The 20,202-nt window shown below is 43.3% G+C and carries 17 protein-coding genes; 10 read left to right on the top strand and 7 right to left on the bottom strand.

What is annotated here, in order from left to right:
* Positions 1-47: 47 nt before the first annotated feature.
* On the top strand, positions 48-641 hold the full coding sequence (locus tag ACT3QR_RS12010) for a YcgN family cysteine cluster protein (RefSeq protein WP_444521562.1): 594 nt from the start codon (positions 48-50) through the stop codon (positions 639-641).
* Positions 642-692: 51 nt separating this feature from the next.
* Here the strand turns inward: ACT3QR_RS12010 and ACT3QR_RS12005 are convergent, their stop codons facing one another.
* Complete coding sequence (locus ACT3QR_RS12005) at positions 693-1,859, bottom strand: Lnb N-terminal periplasmic domain-containing protein (RefSeq protein WP_444521561.1); 1,167 nt, start codon at positions 1,857-1,859, stop codon at positions 693-695.
* A 454-nt stretch (positions 1,860-2,313) separates the two neighbouring features.
* On the opposite strand from ACT3QR_RS12005, the gene ACT3QR_RS12000 reads away from it, so the two are divergent.
* From ACT3QR_RS12000 to ACT3QR_RS11980, 5 genes are all read left to right on the top strand, one after another.
* Positions 2,314-3,213: a CBS domain-containing protein gene (locus tag ACT3QR_RS12000; RefSeq protein ID WP_444521560.1), complete on the top strand. Its 900-nt coding sequence runs from the start codon at positions 2,314-2,316 to the stop codon at positions 3,211-3,213.
* Positions 3,214-3,503: 290 nt separating this feature from the next.
* Positions 3,504-5,078 carry an apolipoprotein N-acyltransferase gene (gene lnt, locus ACT3QR_RS11995; RefSeq protein WP_444521559.1) on the top strand — a complete coding sequence of 525 codons (1,575 nt, stop codon included), beginning with the start codon at positions 3,504-3,506 and terminating at the stop codon, positions 5,076-5,078.
* A gap of 192 nt (positions 5,079-5,270) precedes the next feature.
* Complete coding sequence (locus ACT3QR_RS11990) at positions 5,271-5,726, top strand: hypothetical protein (protein ID WP_444521558.1); 456 nt, start codon at positions 5,271-5,273, stop codon at positions 5,724-5,726.
* A gap of 300 nt (positions 5,727-6,026) precedes the next feature.
* A complete protein-coding gene (locus ACT3QR_RS11985) occupies positions 6,027-7,595 on the top strand; it encodes a peptide MFS transporter (protein ID WP_444521557.1) in 1,569 nt (522 codons plus the stop codon).
* A gap of 406 nt (positions 7,596-8,001) precedes the next feature.
* On the top strand, positions 8,002-9,819 hold the full coding sequence (locus tag ACT3QR_RS11980; RefSeq protein WP_444521556.1) for an aminopeptidase P family protein: 1,818 nt from the start codon (positions 8,002-8,004) through the stop codon (positions 9,817-9,819).
* A 141-nt stretch (positions 9,820-9,960) separates the two neighbouring features.
* On the opposite strand, the gene ACT3QR_RS11975 is transcribed toward ACT3QR_RS11980, so the two are convergent.
* From ACT3QR_RS11975 to ACT3QR_RS11965, 3 genes are all read right to left on the bottom strand, one after another.
* A complete protein-coding gene (locus ACT3QR_RS11975) occupies positions 9,961-10,773 on the bottom strand; it encodes a hypothetical protein (protein WP_444521555.1) in 813 nt (270 codons plus the stop codon).
* Positions 10,774-10,900: 127 nt separating this feature from the next.
* Positions 10,901-12,235, bottom strand: a complete 1,335-nt coding sequence (gene fabF, locus ACT3QR_RS11970) for a beta-ketoacyl-ACP synthase II (RefSeq protein WP_444521595.1) — start codon at positions 12,233-12,235, stop codon at positions 10,901-10,903.
* A gap of 153 nt (positions 12,236-12,388) precedes the next feature.
* A complete protein-coding gene (locus ACT3QR_RS11965) occupies positions 12,389-13,747 on the bottom strand; it encodes an anhydro-N-acetylmuramic acid kinase (protein ID WP_444521554.1) in 1,359 nt (452 codons plus the stop codon).
* Positions 13,748-13,889: 142 nt separating this feature from the next.
* Between ACT3QR_RS11965 and tyrS the strand changes: the two genes are divergently transcribed.
* The gene (tyrS, locus tag ACT3QR_RS11960) at positions 13,890-15,101 is read left to right on the top strand and encodes a tyrosine--tRNA ligase (RefSeq protein ID WP_444521553.1); all 1,212 of its coding nucleotides are present in this window, start codon (positions 13,890-13,892) and stop codon (positions 15,099-15,101) included.
* Positions 15,102-15,200: 99 nt separating this feature from the next.
* Positions 15,201-15,428 carry a DUF1653 domain-containing protein gene (locus ACT3QR_RS11955; RefSeq protein WP_444521552.1) on the top strand — a complete coding sequence of 76 codons (228 nt, stop codon included), beginning with the start codon at positions 15,201-15,203 and terminating at the stop codon, positions 15,426-15,428.
* 97 nt (positions 15,429-15,525) lie between these two features.
* Here the strand turns inward: ACT3QR_RS11955 and ACT3QR_RS11950 are convergent, their stop codons facing one another.
* Positions 15,526-16,494 carry an alpha/beta fold hydrolase gene (locus tag ACT3QR_RS11950; protein WP_444521551.1) on the bottom strand — a complete coding sequence of 323 codons (969 nt, stop codon included), beginning with the start codon at positions 16,492-16,494 and terminating at the stop codon, positions 15,526-15,528.
* 220 nt (positions 16,495-16,714) lie between these two features.
* On the opposite strand from ACT3QR_RS11950, the gene ACT3QR_RS11945 reads away from it, so the two are divergent.
* Positions 16,715-17,383, top strand: a complete 669-nt coding sequence (locus ACT3QR_RS11945; protein WP_444521550.1) for a hypothetical protein — start codon at positions 16,715-16,717, stop codon at positions 17,381-17,383.
* 69 nt (positions 17,384-17,452) lie between these two features.
* Here the strand turns inward: ACT3QR_RS11945 and ACT3QR_RS11940 are convergent, their stop codons facing one another.
* Entirely contained in the window at positions 17,453-18,202 is a 750-nt protein-coding gene (locus tag ACT3QR_RS11940; RefSeq protein ID WP_444521549.1) for an SDR family NAD(P)-dependent oxidoreductase, read from the bottom strand.
* Positions 18,203-18,275: 73 nt separating this feature from the next.
* On the bottom strand, positions 18,276-18,935 hold the full coding sequence (gene upp / locus ACT3QR_RS11935; protein WP_201600324.1) for a uracil phosphoribosyltransferase: 660 nt from the start codon (positions 18,933-18,935) through the stop codon (positions 18,276-18,278).
* Positions 18,936-19,344: 409 nt separating this feature from the next.
* Here upp and ACT3QR_RS11930 point away from each other — a divergent pair, with 409 nt between their 5' ends.
* Positions 19,345-19,983, top strand: a complete 639-nt coding sequence (locus tag ACT3QR_RS11930; RefSeq protein WP_444521594.1) for a DNA glycosylase — start codon at positions 19,345-19,347, stop codon at positions 19,981-19,983.
* Positions 19,984-20,202 lie beyond the last annotated feature (219 nt).

Below are 20,202 nucleotides of genomic sequence, written 5' to 3'. Positions count from 1 at the left end.
CAGCTATAATACTGTAACGCTCTTTATCAAAATGCTACTGCGACTCTATGACTATAAACTTATTAAACAAAAATCATGACCAATCAGACTTGAACTCAGGTCTCGATTCAGCAGTCACGCCTGTCCAGTCGGTAAGTTTGTTTCCTGATAGTGCTGATGTCGATTCTAGGCCTGAGCCACTACGCTCGCAGTTTTGGTCGCGATTTGCACTAAATGAGTTAAATCATAGCGAGTGGGAAGCATTGTGCGATGGTTGCGGCAGTTGCTGCCTGATCAAGTATATCGACAATGATGACGATGAAGAATTGGTTGAATATACCGATGTTACGTGCCAGCTGATGGACTGCTCAACCGGATATTGCAGTCACTATGCAACGCGTCAAGAGTACGTACCAGATTGTATTCAGCTGACTATGGAAAACTTGCCAAACATGATGTGGTTACCATCACACTGTGCCTATAAGCGCTTATATAAGGGGCAGGGGTTACCAAGTTGGCATTTGTTATTGACCGAGGACGCTGTGGTGACACAGCAGCAAATGCGAGCGGCCAACGTAGGTGTCGCTGGACGCTGTGTCACTGAGCTCGGCATGTCTGATGAAGAGATGGAAACGCGAGTAATTAATTGGGTTAACCCTTAGTTCATAATTGTCCTAAGATGATTTAGTTACAAGGAAGCATTTCTACCAGTGTTAGTTAGACGCTTGGGCCGTAGATTTGGCTTTTGCTTCAGCACTGGCTTGTGAGTTTGCCAATGATGGTATCGGTATATCTTGACGAATCTGTTGCGAAAATTCGCTACTGTTTTTATCTCTACCAGCGCTAGACTGTGAGTTAGTCTGATTATCAAAGCCCTTTGTTTTTGGGTTGATATGGGTACGTTCATACCATGTGTTCATTGACCAAGGCTGGTTGTCTTTTTCGGGCGCCGCATCCAACATACCTACATCGTATAAATAGTTTGGTAGCCAACCAGATACCCAAATTCTATAATCCCATGGTAAGCGATCGCCACTCACGATACGCGCCATATAAAAGATAATATTGGTGCAGTTACTGACCAATGTATTGTACCAAGCAGGTTTAGCGTTCAAATCATCAGCCGCCGTTAGGTAAGATTCAAACAGTGATCTCACTTCGTGCTGTTGCAAATTACTGATAGGAAACAGATAAACCTGCTCACCGCGCGCATTGCTGCGGGTATAGATAATATCGCGCTCTTCTGCGGCAATTAGGCTCAGCTCATAACGTCGAAAAAACCCAGCTAGCGCCGAAAAAGACTCGCCGTCTTCTTTACGAATCTCAAATGAAAAGGCAAGCGGTCTATCATCTTCAAATCGAAAGCTAACCAAGGTATGAGCAATTAGCGGCCCCATCCAATAAGAGTTGGTCACATCGACACCTGAGAGTTTAGACAAATCAATCGTACGGGTATCCCAATGCTCATTAGCGTTTGCTTCGGTCTGCCAATCAAAGTTACGAACATTGGTTAAAGTAACCAAATCAGGATTGGTCGCATCGCGCTCATAGGAAACTCGCTGGTCGACCTCAGCCATCCATTCTCGATCTTGTTTAGGCTCGATAGAAAAAAACCAACCTAAACCCAGCAGCCAAACAGCACTATATATGCCGATAAGTACCTTGGTTGCTACGCCTTTGCTAATTGATTTTTTATTAGGCCATGAGTTATTTTGCAATAATTTTGTGACAGCATCCCAATAACGTGTGCTCAACAATGCGGCTAATATACTTGTAATCGCTATTGTCGCAAGCCAAGTTAATACTGAGCTGATGCCGTACTGATACCAAATCGCTAATAGCAACCAAATTGCTGATAACAACAACGTAACGGCAGTCATAAAAGTCACAAGACGCTGTCGCCATGTAGACTTTGGCTGCCTACTTTCTGGTGTGTGGTTTCCTGATATTTTACTTTCTAATTTTTGGCTCTCTGAGTCGCGACTGTCTATAAGTCGACTGCGTGAACGCGACGAAAGCAAGCGAGAAAAAACGGAACGTAGCGACATAAGGTTTGTTTTGATAAATAAAGGCTTTGACCATAGCAAAGTTTATAACACGCTGACAATATAATTTGAGTGAATTTGTCGTTGAATGTCGGTGAGCCTTGAGATAAAGTGAAGCTAATTTGTATTAGCAAATTTATTATTTATCCATTAATTAATAATAAACCAGCTATTTTATTTATTACTTTTATCCCCATCTAGGCTCTACTTGTTTTTTATTGAGTATTGTTCGTTTTTTATCGAATATAACTCCAATTTTTATTAACTAAAGAGGTTAAATCACACCATCATGTCTGACGACACTCCCAGCCCGAGTAGTTGGTCGATGCGCGGCTTAAAACGCTGGCTATCGACCGCCCCCGAAACCCGTGATGAATTGATTCGTCTGGTACAAGACTCGCGCCAGTTTTTAGAGCCTGATACGGTCGATATGTTAGAAGGCGTGCTAGATTTGCCTGCGACACAAGTTCGCGAAATCATGACACCGCGACCACAAGTGGTTGGCCTGCATGAGAGCACCAGTCTTGCCGAAGTGATGGACATCATTCTTGATACCACTCACTCGCGCTACCCCGTTTTTGACAGTCAAGATGATGATGCAGTTATCGGCATCTTATTGGCAAAAGACTTGATTCCGATTCTGGTACATATGGTCCGCAACCAAGAAGACAAAATTGACAGTAAGCGTCTTAGAGATTTGGTGCGCCAACCATTGTACATCAGTGAAACGGCGCGCTCTGATACTTTGCTACGCTCATTGCAGCGCACCCAAGTGCATATGGCGATTGTCGTTGATGAGTTTGGTAACTTTGGTGGTGTCGTCACCATGGAAGATTTGTTAGAAGAGATCGTCGGTGACATCGTCGATGAGCATGATGACTTTGATGAAGACAGCGATATTAATAATATCGTTCCTGATCCAGAAAAGCCAAATACATGGCGCGTCCAAGCGTCTACAGTGATTGAAGACTGTAATGATGAGCTTGGTAGCCGTTTTGACGATACCGATGTCGATACGATGGGTGGTTTGGTCATGCAAGCGCTTGGCTTCGTGGGTGACTTAGAAGGCGAAAGCGTCATGATAGATGACTGGCAAATTACCATTACTGATGTAGAAGGGCGATTTATCCAAAATTTAGAGCTGACTAAAATCAATGACGAGCAACAGATATTGATAGGTAGCCACTAATGTGCCCATATGGTTATAACAAATAAACAATGAATACAGTTCCTGACTATCTCGTTTCTAGCAAATTCAATAAAAAACACGATTAAAAATCGTGTTTTTTGCTTTCCGCCTTTAACTTTTTAGAATGAGGTTTTAGCTACGCAAATTTACCCACTTGTAGATTTTGACTGGTATCATGGGTGGGTTTTATTTGTGGCTCTGCATAAAGCATTATGCAGTCAGGTTTTGTGTGGGTTTTATCTCACAGCTTAGCTGAGAAATTTTAGAAAATATGGTTTTGGATAACTGCTATGCGTCTGTCTACTGTTGATTTGCAAAAACGTCTGAACCCCGATAAGCCTAAAGGCTTACATATGGGGTTGACGGTACTAATAGCTTGGCTGGCAGGGGCAGCTTTTATATTCGCGCTCGCGCCTTATGGTATTTGGCCAGTTGCTTTGGTATCACCTGCTATTTTATATGCGTTATTAGTGCCAGCAATGACAGGTCGCCGCGCCTTTCTAATTGGTCAAGCCTACGGTACGGGGCTGTGGTGTGTTGGTGCGTTTTGGTTGTACACGTCTATTCATGTCTATGGTGATACACCTGCATGGCTTGCGCTGATTATGATTGCGCTTATGGGACTGGGTATGGGCTTGTTCCATGGATTTTTGGCGCTAATATTTAATCGCGTGGTTGGCAAGCAGCCATTATCTTTTGCTGCCCTTTGGATACTTCAAGAGTGGATGAAAACTTGGCTATTTACAGGTTTTCCATGGCTGTTTGTCGGTTATGCATTTACTGAACAGTACTGGCTGTCCTCGCTAGCACCTGTGGCTGGCGTCTTTGCGGTTTCCTTTGTAGCGGTACTATTAGCTGCCAGTGTCGTTGAGCTACTACGTCGCCGCGCTGGTTATATGATTCCATCGATAGCATTGTTAATCGTTAGTAGCGCACTATGGTTGATCAATCCGCAGTGGACCAAACCAAAAGGTACCCCTGATTTATCAGTGTCTTTGATTCAAGGTAACATCCCACAAGACCTAAAATGGCTCACCGAATATCAGATAGAAACCCTAAAAATCTATGCAACATTGACTCGTGACGAATGGGGGCGTGACATTGTGCTGTGGCCTGAGTCTTCGATACCTATGTTTCAGACAGAAGCCGTTGGTTTTATCAGTGAAATGGTAGAGATGGCCAAAGAGACTGACACAACATGGGTGACAGGTATTCCTTATAAGGACGAAGCAGCATTTGATGCCAGTACAGATAAATACCCACCATTTTATAATAGTGTGGTCGCGCTAGGAGCAGAGGCGGAGGGTTTGTATAAAAAGCAGCGCCTAGTCCCATTTGGTGAATATATCCCATTTGAAGGCGTGCTTGATATTTTGCCTAATCTAGCAGGTAGCCAAGATATTATGAGCTATAGTCGCGGTAGTGATCAGCAGTCACCGCTACGTGTGCGAGGGCATAATTTAGGTGCAGCTATTTGTTACGAAGTGGCGTATCCAGATACCACGCGCAAAAATGCGATTGGCACAGACTTCTTATTAACCATCTCAAATGATGCTTGGTTTGGTACGTCAGCAGGCCCACTACAGCATCTACAGATGGTACAGATGCGTGCGTTAGAAAATGGCCGCTGGTTTATGCGTGCGACCAATACAGGGGTGACGGCTATTATCGACCATAAAGGTCGTATCGTAGAGCGCGCACCGCAGTTTGAGCGTACTGTCTTGCGCGGTGATATTCAGGCACGAGTTGGCAACACGCCATTCATGCGCTTTGGTCAGTATCCTATTTTGTTTATCATGGCACTGTTGCTGATACTTAGCTATTTGGGTAAAAGGCCAAAAACTCCAGTACGTTTGGTTAAGTAATATTGTGATGTGAGAGGTATGGGTATCGAGTGATGGGCAGCTTATTAAGCAGTTGGCTGTCACAAGTGCCAAAAACGAATGTTAGAATTGTGAATAATAAACCCTTTAAATACTTAAGGGTTTTCACAAATCAGTATAAATTGCGATATAATAGGTCAATATTTCAAATATTTTGTGCAAGGTGGATAAGGTATGTCAGAAGGTATCGTCAATAACAATCCAAAAAAAGAGCTGTTATTCGCTTTAGGTGGCATTGCCATGTTCTTAGGTATTGTCTTACTTATTGGTATTTCTGCATTTTTGCGTCCAGCAGGCGAGCATATCACTGCTGAGACAACTGAAGCGTCAGCTGCGGCAGATGAGGCAGAAGCCACTGCTACTGAAGAAGCGGCTCCAGCCGATGCAGCAGCTGCAACAACAGAAGAACCGTCAGATGCTGCAGCACCTGATACTGCAGCAGATGCAACCGTGACACCAGCGACAGATGCAGATAGTGCAGTTGTTACTGCAGAAGCCGGTACAGCAACGGCTTCTGGCACTGTGAACCAAGCTGCTGTTGCCGATGCTGATTTGACAGCTGAGCAAGCGGACGGTGACTTAGAGGCTGGCGATACTGGCGAAGCTACTGAAGAGACCGCAGCACAGTAATCTATAGTATGAATATGTCACTGATTCAGAGTAGTACTACTCAATGATGAAATGAGCTGTATTATGAAGCCTATATCAACAGTGCTGTAAGTATAATATTACTGGCCTGTATGGTCAGAAAAAAGGCCCGTTCTCAACCACTGAGAGCGGGTTCTTTTTTATGAGTATTTGTGTAATTTTTAACCAACTTTTTCTTTACTTGCCCATAACCAAGTGAAACAATGTTCCGCCTATATGACCGTCCACCTGAACAATCAGGACTTTGGTCATTACAAATATGATCTTTAAAGGAATAAAGTTATGGGCACAGAAACAAAATCGGGGGCTAGTGCAGCAGAGCTAGAAGCACTAGACAATGGCTTTATGGGACATCCTGCGCCCTTACGCTCATTGTTTTTTACCGAAATGTGGGAGCGATTCTCCTATTATAGTATTCGTCCACTATTAGTTTTATTTATGGTGGCAACAGTGAGCAGTGGCGGTTTTGGCTTCAGTGAAGTCACCGCTTCTGCTATTTATGGTATTTTTGCGGGTTCGTTATACTTAGCAGCAGTACCAGGTGGTTGGCTAGCAGATAACTGGCTAGGTCAAGAGCGTGCATTGTGGTGGGGTAGTATCATTATTGCCCTTGGTCATTTGTGTATCGCGCTTTCAGCGATGTTTGGTATGACGCTGTTTTTTGTTGGTTTAATCTGTATTGTCTTAGGTTCAGGGTTGTTTAAGACCTGTATCTCAGTGATGGTTGGTGCTTTGTACCCCAAAGGTGACTCTCGCCGTGATGGCGGTTTTACCTTGTTCTATATGGGTATCAACATCGGTGCGTTACTAGCAGCACTTATCGTTGGCGTATTCAAAGAAAAAGGCATGTGGCATGTCGGCTTTGGCGTTGGTGGTTTGGGTATGCTGGTCTCATTATTGATCTATCGTTTTGTCGCACAAAAGAACTTAACGCGTTATGCACGCGCCAAAGGTATCTCTGCTGAGTGGGAAAAGTCCAATGACCATTACAAAAATATCGGTCGCTGGGTTGGTGGTTTCGTCGCGGTGCTAGTAGCTGCGGTGCTATTAGTGTCTACTGGCATGATATCGTTCAATCCTGAGATGGTTGCAGAGTATATGACGTATATTATTGCTGCAGTGGTCATCTTGTATTTTGCTATTATGTTTATCTCACCGCGATTGGATAAGACTGACAAACTACGCTTGTTGATTTGCTTTGTCTTAATTATTGGTTCGACGCTGTTTTGGTCAAGTTTTGAGCAGCAGCCAACGTCTTTTAACTTATTTGCCGATCGTTATACCGATCTAAATGTTTTAGGATTTGAGATACCAAGTATTTGGTTCCAGTCATTGAACCCGCTATTTATTCTAATGTTGGCACCTATCGTTAGTATTATTTGGGTCAAGCTTGGCAACCGAGGTCTTGAGCCTAGCAGTATGGCTAAGTTTGCACTCGGAATGCTACTTGCAGCTGCAGGTTTTGCTTTGATGATTTTTGCTTCAAAAAGTATTTTAGCGCCTGGTGCTGGCTTGGCATCGCCACTATGGTTGGTTGGTAGTTTATTATTATTGACGCTAGGTGAGCTAGCATTGAGCCCAGTTGGTTTGTCTGCCATGACAAAGCTGGCACCAGAGGGTATGCAAGGGCAAATGATGGGGCTGTTCTTTGCCTCTATTGCTATGGGTAACTTGGTTGCAGCCTTCTTTGGTGGTCATGTCTCTGCTGATAAGATTGAAGGATTACCAGGCCTATTTACCACCATGACCATCTTCTTGGTAGTTACCGCTGTAATATTATTGATACTAGCAAAACCTATCAATAAAATGCTCAAAGAAAGTGAGCGTGAGAAACAACTGGCCAAGCAATAAGATAGTCTGATGTACATTTGTGAATAACAACAGCACAAATGAGGCATGACGAGACGTGTTACCATGACTGGTAGCACGTTTTATTGTTTTAGTTAGTGATATATTTGGCACAAGCTATTGAAAGCTTACTATCCGCCCAAACATCTAATCATGGCTCAGGACAAGTATCAGTACAGCGTTTTATAAGCTTGTATTTATCTCAGTTTTATCTTCTTAATCAGCAGAAGCAGTTATCAAAGCAAGCATAGTTAAATGAAAAGCTTGCTTGAATAATCGCTATCGATAACAAATGTCTTATTAATACTAAAGCAGTATCAATAACTCAAACAAGACAACTATTAGAACAAGACGATTGTAAATAATCGCGTCATCATCATATTTCATAACATCTATAAGGACACATTTAATGAATAAACAAGCCATTCACGAACGTATTGCTAATTTACGTAGCACCTTAGCAGCGCAAGACCTCACCGCAATCATCGTACCCTCTGCTGATCCACATTTATCTGAATACCTACCAGAGTACTGGCAAGCACGCTTATGGCTGTCAGGGTTTACCGGTTCTGTCGGTACGCTTGTTGTGACTGCTGACTTTGCAGGTTTATGGACGGATAGCCGTTATTGGGTACATGCTGCTGATCAGTTAGAAGGTACAGGTATTACTTTAGAAAAGCTTGCGCCAGGTCAGCCAAATCATATCGATTGGTTAGCCGATCACTTGCAAGAAGGCGATAGCGTAGCCGTAGATGGCAATGTGCTGTCTATCGCTGAACAAGATCGCCTGTTAAATGCTTTTGATGCCAATGACATTACTTTGATCACAGAGCGTGATGTATTGACAGAGATTTGGGCAGATCGCCCAGCACTACCGGCGGCTAAGTTATATGCCCATGATGAGCAATTCCTTGCTCAGTCTACTACCTCGAAACTTGCTGCAGTACGCGAAGGTATGGCAGAGGCAGGTGCGACCCATCATTTACTTTCAAGTCTAGACGATATCGCTTGGTTGACGAACTTGCGCGGTGCTGATGTTGATTATAATCCTGTGTTTTTATCACATATGTTGATTGACGCAGACAAAGCAACGTTATTTGTTGATACCGATAAAGTAAATGAAGATATTGCCCAAAGTCTAAAAGACAGTGGTATCACATTGGCTAACTATTCTGCTGTACAAGATGCATTGAGTGCATTAACGCCAGACGATTTATTGCTGTTAGATCCAAGCAAAGTCGCAGTAGGTACACTCTCAAAAATGGCGGATGATGTCGGCTTTATCGAGCAAATGGCGCCTAGTACATTGCTCAAATCTGTGAAGTCAGATGCAGATATTGATCATGTGCGTGAAGCGATGCGTCAAGATGGGGCTGCTTTGGCTGAGTTTTTTGCTACATTTGAACAGCGTCTAGCAGACGGCGAGCGTTTAAGTGAGCTAGATGTGGATAGCATGCTAATAGATGTACGTAGTCAACAGCCACATTATGTCTCACCAAGTTTCCCGACTATCGCAGGCTTTAATGAAAACGGTGCATTGCCACATTACCGCGCTACGCCAGAAAACTTTAGCTATCTTGATGTGGCTGAGGGCGAAGGGGGATTACTACTGATTGACTCAGGCGCCCAATATCAAAACGGTACGACAGATATCACTCGCGTAGTTGGTATCGGGCAAGTAAGCTCTGAGCATAAACGCGATTTTACTACTGTCTTGAAAGCCCATATTGCCTTGGCGAAAGCGCATTTCCCTGATGGTATCGCCTCACCGTTAATTGATGCTATTTGCCGTGCGCCGTTGTGGCAAGCACAGATGGATTATGGTCATGGTACGGGTCACGGCGTTGGCTATTTCTTAAACGTACACGAAGGTCCACAAGTTATCGCCTATAGCGCTAGCACACCAAAAGAGCGCGCGATGAAAGTCGGTATGATTTCTAGTAATGAGCCAGGTCTATACCGCGAAGGCAAATGGGGTATCCGTATCGAGAACTTGGTAGTGAATACGCCAGTTGCTAAGCCCACTGAAACAGAGTTTGGTGACTTCTTAAACTTTGAGACCATCACTTATTGCCCAATCGATACGCGCCTGATTGAGCCGTCGTTGTTGGATCAAACAGAGATAGATTGGCTAAATGACTATCATAGCCAAGTTTTAGCAGAGCTAAAAGATCGTGTTGAAGGCGCAGCGCTTGAATGGCTGACTGAACGTACCAAAGCCATTTAATACTAAGCTCAAAATATTAAATAAAAGCATTAAAAAGCCCCGTAAGTTATTTACGGGGCTTTTTATTGTTTGTTGTCTAATATTTACTACTGAGCGGTTATTTCTAACGGTAAGTCTAATATTGAAAAATATACACTGTTGTTAGTGAATACTTTCCTTAGCAGCTTCGTTGTCAGCAGTTGAGTCACTCTGTTCGCTAAAGTGTTGGGTGACCTCGGCACGTAGCCAAGACTTTAGATTTTCAGACATTAGCATCATTTGCTCACTTAAATAGTCATCAATCTGTGTTTCCAGCTCACGGATTAACTGTTGATGTGTCGCATCTAGCTTCGCGTCTTTTAATGCCAAGTTAATCGCTGCACTGGCTTTGTTATTGATATCTTTAATGTGATTATCACTAAGCGCCTGTGTTTGTTCACTAATAGTTTTATTGTCAGTATTTTTATTATCGCTAGCGTTGTCCTTAGTATTGGTTGTTTCTGATGCTAACTTTTCAGTCTTTGCACTAGATGCGTCAGCAACAGCGCTATCTGTGTTTGATTTTTCTACATCATTAGCAGGCAGCTCTTTATCGTTGTCTTTCTCTAACGCTGCCTGCTCATTTTTTTCTTGTTCTTCTTGAGCTTTTTCTGCTTTACGTGTGGCTTCTTCTGCCTCTTTTTTCTTTTGCTCTTCTGCTAGTTTTTGTTTTGCAGCGGCTTCTTCTTGTTCTTGTTTATCCGTGATCGCTTTAGCAATGGCTTGCTCTGCATTGTAGTTATCATATAGTTCGTCTACATGAGTATCTAAATCATGGGTGTTAAAAGTAAAGTCTTCAAATGAGGTGTCAGATTGCAGCAGAGTAGTGATGTCTTTTAGTTCTTGGGTAATAGCTGCACGTACTGGCTCAGGTGCACACGTCCAGCGTTGATAAAACTGATGGGAAAATGAGTAGCTTGACATGGTATCTTCCATAAATGTTCCAAAAATTACCCCTTATCATACGCAAGTACGATAAGGGGCTGCAAGTGGACAAACGTAGCAAATCTGACACCAACGTTACAACGCATTCATTACTATGCGCTGAGATGTAGATAGATGGCTATTGATTGACAGGCCAGCGAGCGAACACCAAGGAGCCATTGGTACCACCAAAGCCAAAGCTGTTAGACACTGCATACTGCAGGTTATCGACTTTGCGTGATTTATTAGCCACATAATCGAGGTTACAGTTGTCTTCGACATCGTCTAGATTAATCGTCGGTGGCACATGCTGGTTCTGTAGAGCGAGTACTGTGAAGATGGCTTCAACCCCGCCAGCGGCACCAAGTAAATGCCCTGTCATTGATTTAGTTGAGCTGACTAAGATGCTGTCTTTTACAGGTGAGAACACAGTTTCGATAGCAATAGACTCAGCCACGTCACCAGCAGGGGTGCTAGTGCCATGCGCATTGACATAACCTACGCTTGATGATTCGATGCCAGCATCGTTTAGTGCATTTTTCATCGCTTTTGCTGCACCGCTACCGTCTTCTGGTGGCGCGGTAATATGACTGGCATCATCGCTCATACCAAAACCGACCAGCTCTGCTAATATCGTTGCACCACGTGCTTTGGCATGGGCAAGACTTTCCAATACCACCACGCCAGCACCGTCACCAAGGACAAACCCATCACGACCTTTATCAAATGGACGTGACGCTTTGGTTGGTTCATCGTTGCGAGTAGAGAGTGCGTGCATCGCACTAAAGCCAGCTATACCAAGTGGGCTAGAGCCTTTTTCGCTACCACCAGCCAACATAACATCGGCATCACCATAAGCAATCAAACGAGCGGCAAGACCCATGGCATGAGTTGCCGTGGTACAAGCGGTTGATGTCGCAAGGTTTGGACCTTTTAACTTATGCTTAATCGCTACCAGTCCAGCTGCCATATTAACGATAGAGCCTGGGATAATAAAAGGTGAGACTTTGCTTGCACCTTTTTCGTGTAAGGTATCACGGCTGTTTTCAATCGTTTGGATACCGCCAATACCTGAACCTAAAATAATCCCGAAGCGATCTTGGTCAACGCCTTGCACAGGTGTGTCAGCAGGACTAACTTCATCGATGAAACCAGCGTGCTTTAGTGCCATGGCAGAAGCGGCAACCCCATAATGCATAAACTCATCATAGCGACGCGCATCTTTGGCATTCATATATTGCTTGGCATCGAAGTCTTTGATTACGCCTGCGATTTGTGCACGATAGCCTGTGGCGTCGAAATGCGTAATTGGTGAGATACCACTCTCGCCATTGAGCAATTTGGCCCATGAACTATCGACGTCTAAACCGAGCGGCGTAATAGCGCCCATGCCAGTAACTACAACGCGAGTATCATCAGAGCGCTCATAGTGAGGTGGTTTTTGACGCGATTTGTGTACAGGTGCTGCAGTCATATTGTTTTTGTCATCAGTGGTGGCTTGGTCGACAGGTGAACTACTATTCTGGCTCATGCGATATATCCTATACTTACAGGTCCTAAGAGAATGGCGTTTCAAAAGTCATTATAAAACACATAGGTGCACGTATGTAAACTAAAATTTAACTGGTCAGGCGAAACATACTTGGCCCAATACCACACCTTTATTTGCCCCTGTGACAGCGGGTAAGTTGCCAGTTTCACCCATTAGTGTTTGTCTGGCTAACCATGCAAAGGCAACAGCTTCTACCCACGTTGGCGTAAGCCCTAAATGTTCAGTGGTTTGTACGGTGTAATGAGGTAGGTGTGCTTGCAGACGTTTCATTAGATAGTCATTCAATGCGCCGCCACCGCAAACATAGACCGAGCTGTTTTTGGAATCACTGATAAACATATTGATTTGCGTACTGGCACTGATAGCTGTTAACTCCGTCAAGGTTGCTTGCACATCGGCTGCTGAATAACTGATGTTAGCATTGGCTTGCTCAAAACCCTGTAGCTCATCTTGCAACCAAGTTAAGTTAAAGTCTTCACGGCCTGTACTTTTTGGGTGAGACTGAGCAAAAAACGGATGTGCCAAGAGTTGCTGTAATAATGGTTCAATGATGGTTCCAGACTGCGCCCAAGCGCCACCTGCGTCATAGTCATTGTCAGTATGCCAAGACGTCCACGCGTCCAACAATAAATTGGCAGGTCCAGTATCGTAGCCAACAACTTTATCTTTTTCATTAGCTGGCAAGACCGTTATATTAGCAATACCGCCTAAATTTAATAGCACACGCGTGTTGTCAGGGTTGGCAAACAATGCCTGATGAAACGCAGGTACTAAAGGCGCACCTTGACCGCCAACTGCCATGTCACGACGACGGAAATCACTGATCACGCTGATGCCTGTACGCTCAGCGATGATATTAGCATCGACCAATTGTAAACTAAAGCCCATCTGCGGACGATGGCGTACGGTCTGTCCATGACAACCAATCGCCAGTACTGACTCAGGATCGGTATCTGATTGCTGCAATAAAGTATTGACCACTTCGCTCGCGAATTCAGCGTACGCACGGCTTGCCCAGCCGAACCAATCTAATTCACTGTTTGGTTCGTCAGCCTCTGGTACGAGTTGATTCACACCATTCGGTTGGCATAATGCTAATAATACTTCACGCAGACGTGGTGGAAAGTCTTGGCTATAGGTTGCAAGCAGTCGCATCGGCGGTTGGGTGTTATCTCTGTTGCTTATCTCAGGATTAAACTGACAAAGGGCCGCATCCATACCATCTAAACTGGTGCCAGACATCATGCCGATATATAGACCATCATCGAAGCTTTCAAACACCGTTTGCTCAAGTGCATCGGTCAGAGTGGCATAGTTCGAATTAACAGAGGTCAAATCATCAATATCATCTGAGGAGTTATCCAAACCATTATTCATAAGCAAGTCTGCAAGGGCATTATGGTCAGTATCAGCAATCGATGCGGGGTTGGTCATGGCAATTTACCTCAAAAAACGCTAGTATATCCGTCAAATTCTAGCATTTTTCTGACCTTTTGAGGTTCTAAACTTCCTAAGGTGTTGAGCCAGTAACCGTCATTCATAAAAATCCCAATTAAAGTGATATATAGAGAGCATCATGACCAATCAAACTTACACCCTAGAAGAACAACTGGCCCTGATTCAACGCGGGACACAAGAAATTCTGTCTGAAGAGGATTTAGTGGCAAAGCTTAAGCTAAATCGCCCATTACGCATCAAGGCAGGCTTTGATCCTACTGCACCTGATCTGCATTTGGGTCATACAGTACTAATCAATAAGCTTAAGCATTTTCAAGATTTGGGTCATGAGATTTATTTTCTAATCGGTGACTATACTGCCAAGATTGGTGATCCTTCTGGTAAAAATAGCACGCGTCCTCCGCTGACCGATGAACAAATCAAAGTCAATGCGCAAACGTATGCTGAGCAAGTATTTAAGATTTTAGACAAAGAAAAAACGCGCATTGTGTTCAACTCTGAATGGTTCAAAGATATGTCAGCAGGCGACATGATTCAATTGTCTAGCCAGTTAACCGTATCGCGTATGCTTGAGCGTGATGACTTCTCTAAGCGTTATGCAGCACAAACGCCGATTGCCATACATGAGTTTTTGTACCCGTTGGTGCAAGGCTATGATTCTATCGCCCTAAAAGCGGATGTTGAGCTGGGTGGTACCGATCAAACTTTCAATATTCTGATGGGTCGCACGCTACAAGGCCGCTACGGTCAAGAGCCGCAAGTATGCATCACGGTACCAATCTTAGAAGGGTTGGATGGTGTCAACAAAATGTCTAAATCATTGGGCAACTATGTTGGTATTTATGATGCACCAGGTACGATGTACCAAAAACTGTTATCAATGCCGGATACTTTGATTCGCCGTTATTTTGAGTTTTTAAGCTTTAAGCCAATGGAAGAAATCGAAGGCTTGATGAATGAAATGGAAGGCGGTCGCAATCCACAAGAAATCAAACGTATCTTAGCCGAAGAATTGATCGAGCGTTTCCATGATGCTGACGCTGCTGCCAATGCGCATAAATCGGCTGGTAACGTTTTAGCAGATGGCGAGCTACCAGTTGACTTGCCGGAAGTGACGCTAGATTTGGAAGGTCAGGACGCACTGTTTATCACTCAAGTATTGAACCAAGCTAAGCTAGCTAAAAACAACTCAGCAGCCAAAGACATGGTAAAACGTGGCGCGGTTAAAGTAGATGGTGAAGTGGTTGATGGTGGCTTTAGTCTCACCTCAGGTCAAACGGTCGTAATTCAAGCTGGCAAAAAGGCTTACGCAAAAGTGACGGTTGCTTAAATAATCTACAAAAATGATTAAAAGCGAGGTCGGCAGTAATTGTCGACCTTTTTTATGAAGCGACAATTACCAGCCATTTTTTAATAGTAGGAGTTTGCTATGACAAAAACCATCTCTCAAGGCATCTACCGCCACTATAAAGGCAGCCTTTATCAAGTATTACATACGGCACAGCATTCAGAGACTGAAGAATCGCTAGTGGTATATCGCTGCTTATATGGTGAGTATGGCGTATGGGCACGTCCACTTGCGATGTTTACTGAAACGGTTACGGTAGATGGTAAGCAAGTGCCACGGTTTGAATTGATCAAAGACTTAAACGATTAGTTTCAGTTTTCTGCGAACACATCTCACAGCTCGTTCAACAAAAAAGCGACTTTTACAGTCGCTTTTTTTATGTCTGCCCGACCTAGTTTCTTAAAGTTCAATTACGCAAAAACCGCTTTAAAATATTGTAAAAACTAACTGGCGCATCCATTGGTACGGCATGGCCTGATGTTGGCAAAGTAACGCTATGAGCATTGGGTAGCAGAGTGGTCAAACGCTGTTGCCATTCTGCACTATATAATTGTGAGCGCGCACCAATCAGTAAGGTAGTCGGAATACTGACTCTTGGCAAAACGTCGCGGTAATCGTAGGGCAATGCAACATAAGCCGATAAGCAGCGCAGTTTATGCTGCCAAGTCGCGTGTTCCATCAATGAGATTTTGTGTGGTGCCCGATGACTGAGGGCTTTTACCAATAATTGCGAAGGTTTGCTACTGACAGACAGCAGAGAAAAAGAGCGCTCCATATCTAATAAGTTTACTTTTAGTCGATAGGGCAAGTGACGGAAGTCAACCACTTGCTCCGCTTGTAGATAAGGAGCGGTGTCGGTAATTAACTGGGTAAATTGCGCAAACAACTCGGTTTGTCGTGTACCAAATACGCCGCCACCTTGCCAGTCTGGTTGGTTATGAATAATTGGGGCTTGGTCAATATTCAGATAACGACTCACGCGCTGAGTGCCAAAGCGCTGAAAATACGCCCACATGACCAATGCCCCCATCGATATCGCAGCAACAGGAAAGGCCTCAAAGCCGGTTTCTTCGCTCACGTACTCAAATACTTCTTGAGTATCTTGTGCATATTGTTCAATAAAATCAAACGTTGGCAAAGTCAGATCACTGGCCAAACCAAAACCCCTAAAATGCGGCAAGTAAAAGCAGTAGTGTTGAATCAGGGGTAAAATAAATGGCATAAATTGTCTCGCATCCATACCAAAAGCGTGCAGCAATAGGACAGGTTTACCTTTGCCAATGACAGATACGGGCATTGCCGTTCCGTCAGCAGTATCTATATGTATCGTCTTTAATTGATAAGGGGTAGGAAGGGGTAGGAGGTTTTTTTTCATAGAGTAATATCACTTTGATTTATTAAACTGTCTCTATTAACCTAAATAGAGGCGTTTTGCTGCAAACATGTCACTACAAAGTAGTTATACCGTCAATAAAAGACTGCTATATTAAAGCAATTATCTGACCATAACATAGAGTTTGGCTTATGCTGAAAGCTGTTAGTAAGCATATACCAATGCTATTTAATGACTGAAATGATTGTTGAGGATAAAATCCATGAGCAGATCAACATTCCCATTACTCGATAGTAGCTTATATCCACAAGTTTGGCAGCAGCAGACATTTGCCAGTCCGCAAGCGCTTTTGCTGTCGATGCTATCTGCTATTTTAGATGCAAATATCACAATTGATGCCAGTGCTTTTACTAAGCAGTTATTGGCAGATGATGTTTATCAAGAATGGATTAATACCACAGTATTCGGACGTTATCTGCATCGTAACTTCACGGCATTTTATCAGCAGACAGAGGATGGCTTTAATACCGATATGCCTGCCATATTTCGTCAAGAGCTGGCACGACATGCTCAATATTTACCGCTTAAGCAGGTATTGTTTTCTGCAGGAGATATGCACAAAAGTGTAAGGCAGTCGAAAACATTGACCACTACTGTAAATCCAGCGACTGCACTCATAAATGCTCAGAAAATGTCACAGAAATTAGATGTGAATAATTTAAAGTTCATCATTAATCAGATAACCATCACTGGTAAGCAAGTATTGGGGTTTGCCATACGACATAATAAACGCACTAGCGAACGCCTGCGTAACGAAGTACTAATTTTGGATTTTCAGGATTTGCGTCTGGTTAATGAGCAGGCTATTGAAGACATAAAAAAAAGCAATATAGACAATCCTATATTGCTTCGGTCTTATGAACTACGCTAACAAGGTCGGTGTTGATAAGTGATGTATCGATAATTAACGCCAGTATGATTACCAACACAGCAAATAGTATTAACCTTGCTTGGTAATCGTCAATCCATTATAGGTCTGAGCAACTGGCATCACTTCTAGGCGGTTAACGTTAATATGAGCAGGCGATTCGATTAGCCATAATAAAATATCGCCGATATCTTCACCTGTCATGGTTTTAAAACCGTCATAAACCTTGGACGCTTTGTCATCGTCACCATGATAGCGCACGTTTGAAAACTCAGTGCCAGCCACGTTGCCAGGTTCAAGATTGGTCACACGCACTTGGGTGCCAATAAGATCCGCTCGCAAGTTTAAGCTAAACTGTTTTACAAACGCTTTAGTGGCGCCGTAAACGTTACCACCAAAATAAGGCCAGCTACCAGCAATCGAACCGACGTTGATGATATAACCGCTATCGCGATCGACCATCGCTGGCAAGACGGCATGAGTCAGCGCCATCAAACCTTTAATATTGGTATCAGTCATGCGCATCCAGTCATCAAGACTGGCTTTATGGGCAGGCTCTGTACCAAGTGCCAGTCCAGCATTGTTTACCAAGACATCTATTTGATTAAAATCATCAGGTAAGTCTGCGATTATTTGTGGGATAGAAGCCGTATCACTCACATCCATAACCACGGGTAAAAAAGCCTCACCTAGAGTCTCTGCCAACGCATTCAGTTTATCAAGGCGTCGGGCGCAACCAATCACGCGATGACCATTAGCAACCAAACGCTCTGCCAACGCTTTACCAAAACCCGCGCTTGCTCCTGTAATCAATACGTTCATTATCTGTCCTTATTGTTGATGCTGTTTGCTGTTGCCATAACTTTGATGACGGCTTTATTTACCCTAATGCGATTTATCTGTTAGATAACTGCTTACCAAAAATCTTATCACCAGCATCACCCAGACCTGGGATGATATAACCATGCTCATCTAAATGGCTGTCTAATGCAGCGGTATAGATAGTCACGTCTGGATGTGCTTCATTTACCAAACGTACGCCTTCAGGTGCAGCTACTAATACCAATGCTTTAATGTTAGTACAGCCATTTTTCTTTAGCATCTCGATGGTCGCAACCATTGAGCCGCCTGTGGCTAGCATTGGATCAATGATCAGCGCAGGACGTTTGTCCATGTGGCTAACGAATTTTTCAAAGAACGGGACTGGCTGCAATGTTTCTTCGTCACGCTGTAGACCGACCACAGAGATTTTAGCAGTAGGGATCAAATCGAGCACCCCATCAAGCATGCCAATACCTGCACGTAGAATCGGTACGATAGTTGCCGTTTTACCGATGATTTGCTCGCCAGTGATTTCGCCACACCAGCCCTGCATTGGGAAGGTTTCAATTTCAAAGTCACGGCTTGCTTCATAAGCCATCAAGCGCGCAAGCTCTTTGGTCAATGTACGAAATTTATAAGTACTACAGTCTTTTTCGCGCATAAGGCTGAGTTTATGACGGACTAGTGGATGATCGATTACCGTAATTTTTAAATCGCTGTTTAAGTCACTCATAAGTACTCTCTTGGTTTCTTGTCTGATGCTTGCGCAGTTACTGCGGTTGCTATTAGTATAAAAGATACAAACACTTACCACACTTTAACCATGTTTTTAGCACACAAATAGTAAAGTTAAAGCTTTAATAACCAAGCTAACCAACTACTCTAGGACAGTGCTCATTTAGTGCAATAACAATATCTACGTTCACAGTTGCCATCAAAGCCTAAGCAATTCAGGCTAAGTAAGGTGATATCGCGCCATTTAAGTCAACTGATTAAACCGTCTAAGTTTGACTAGATAACGTGATTATAAATGAGGTAGTGTTTAGACTTGCTATGATACCAAAAAAACCGCTTTTCTGATGAAGAATATCATGACTATAAAAACACCTAGTACCCAAAAATCCATCGATAATAACTCGACAATGTCTGAAGATAGAGCCACAGAGCTTGAAACCCATCCTTTTGAGCCTGTCTTACCGCCCAATGCAACGGTCATGATGATGGGCACTTTTCCACCGACTGCGGATAAATGGGCAATGAGCTTTCATTATCCCAATTTTTATAATGATATGTGGCGGATATATGGCCGAGTCTTTTTTGATGATGCTGACTACTTTAGAGTAGGCGATGAGAAGCGATTTGACCCTGAGCGTATTCGCGCCTTTATGTTTGAACGTGGCATAGCTTCTTGTCCGACAGTAAAGCAAGCCATTCGTGAAACGGGTAATGCTTCGGATAAAAATCTAACGGTAGTCACACCTGTTAATCTAAATGTTATCTTGCCACAAGTGCCAAAGGTAAAGACACTGTTCACAACAGGAGGTAAGGCGACAGAAGTACTGCTTGGATTATTAGATGAGCCAATTGCAAAATCAAAGCATCCAAAAACCAATCAAAGTATGCATTACCCTTATAAATGGCAGAATGCGGATAACAAAAAAATGGATGTTAATGATTTGACTTTATATAGACTGCCTTCGACCTCACGTGCTTATCCGCTATCATTGGATAAGAAAGTCGCTGCGTATAAAGCGTTCTTTGAAAAAATAGGTAAGTTATAAGATATAAGCGTAAAAGATTATTGGAATAGAAAGAAGGGTTAGAAGATAATGAAAGGTGTTTATCTAGTAAAGCTGAACGTTTTTGATATCAGGAAATATGGCAAAAAGCATATCTATAATTAGCCTCTAAACCTATTAAAATTAATTAAACCATAACCCATTGAAAAAACTAGCAATTTATTCACCTTTTAAAATAAACCTAAAAACATTAATAAAACA

This window comes from Psychrobacter sp. AOP7-B1-25 (assembly GCF_052376195.1).
Taxonomy (GTDB): Bacteria; Pseudomonadota; Gammaproteobacteria; order Pseudomonadales; family Moraxellaceae; genus Psychrobacter.
The sequence above is the reverse complement of the archived record's forward strand: the minus strand, read 5'-3'. Positions and strand labels throughout refer to the sequence as shown.

Coding starts and splice junctions, on each gene's coding strand:
- ACT3QR_RS12010 (WP_444521562.1), top strand. CDS start 48: ATGACTATAAACTTATTAAACAAAAATCATGACCAATCAGACTTGAAC.
- ACT3QR_RS12005 (WP_444521561.1), bottom strand. CDS start 1,859: ATGACTGCCGTTACGTTGTTGTTATCAGCAATTTGGTTGCTATTAGCG.
- ACT3QR_RS12000 (WP_444521560.1), top strand. CDS start 2,314: ATGTCTGACGACACTCCCAGCCCGAGTAGTTGGTCGATGCGCGGCTTA.
- lnt (WP_444521559.1), top strand. CDS start 3,504: ATGCGTCTGTCTACTGTTGATTTGCAAAAACGTCTGAACCCCGATAAG.
- ACT3QR_RS11990 (WP_444521558.1), top strand. CDS start 5,271: ATGTCAGAAGGTATCGTCAATAACAATCCAAAAAAAGAGCTGTTATTC.
- ACT3QR_RS11985 (WP_444521557.1), top strand. CDS start 6,027: ATGGGCACAGAAACAAAATCGGGGGCTAGTGCAGCAGAGCTAGAAGCA.
- ACT3QR_RS11980 (WP_444521556.1), top strand. CDS start 8,002: ATGAATAAACAAGCCATTCACGAACGTATTGCTAATTTACGTAGCACC.
- ACT3QR_RS11975 (WP_444521555.1), bottom strand. CDS start 10,773: ATGGAAGATACCATGTCAAGCTACTCATTTTCCCATCAGTTTTATCAA.
- fabF (WP_444521595.1), bottom strand. CDS start 12,235: ATGACTGCAGCACCTGTACACAAATCGCGTCAAAAACCACCTCACTAT.
- ACT3QR_RS11965 (WP_444521554.1), bottom strand. CDS start 13,747: ATGACCAACCCCGCATCGATTGCTGATACTGACCATAATGCCCTTGCA.
- tyrS (WP_444521553.1), top strand. CDS start 13,890: ATGACCAATCAAACTTACACCCTAGAAGAACAACTGGCCCTGATTCAA.
- ACT3QR_RS11955 (WP_444521552.1), top strand. CDS start 15,201: ATGACAAAAACCATCTCTCAAGGCATCTACCGCCACTATAAAGGCAGC.
- ACT3QR_RS11950 (WP_444521551.1), bottom strand. CDS start 16,494: ATGAAAAAAAACCTCCTACCCCTTCCTACCCCTTATCAATTAAAGACG.
- ACT3QR_RS11945 (WP_444521550.1), top strand. CDS start 16,715: ATGAGCAGATCAACATTCCCATTACTCGATAGTAGCTTATATCCACAA.
- ACT3QR_RS11940 (WP_444521549.1), bottom strand. CDS start 18,202: ATGAACGTATTGATTACAGGAGCAAGCGCGGGTTTTGGTAAAGCGTTG.
- upp (WP_201600324.1), bottom strand. CDS start 18,935: ATGAGTGACTTAAACAGCGATTTAAAAATTACGGTAATCGATCATCCA.
- ACT3QR_RS11930 (WP_444521594.1), top strand. CDS start 19,345: ATGTCTGAAGATAGAGCCACAGAGCTTGAAACCCATCCTTTTGAGCCT.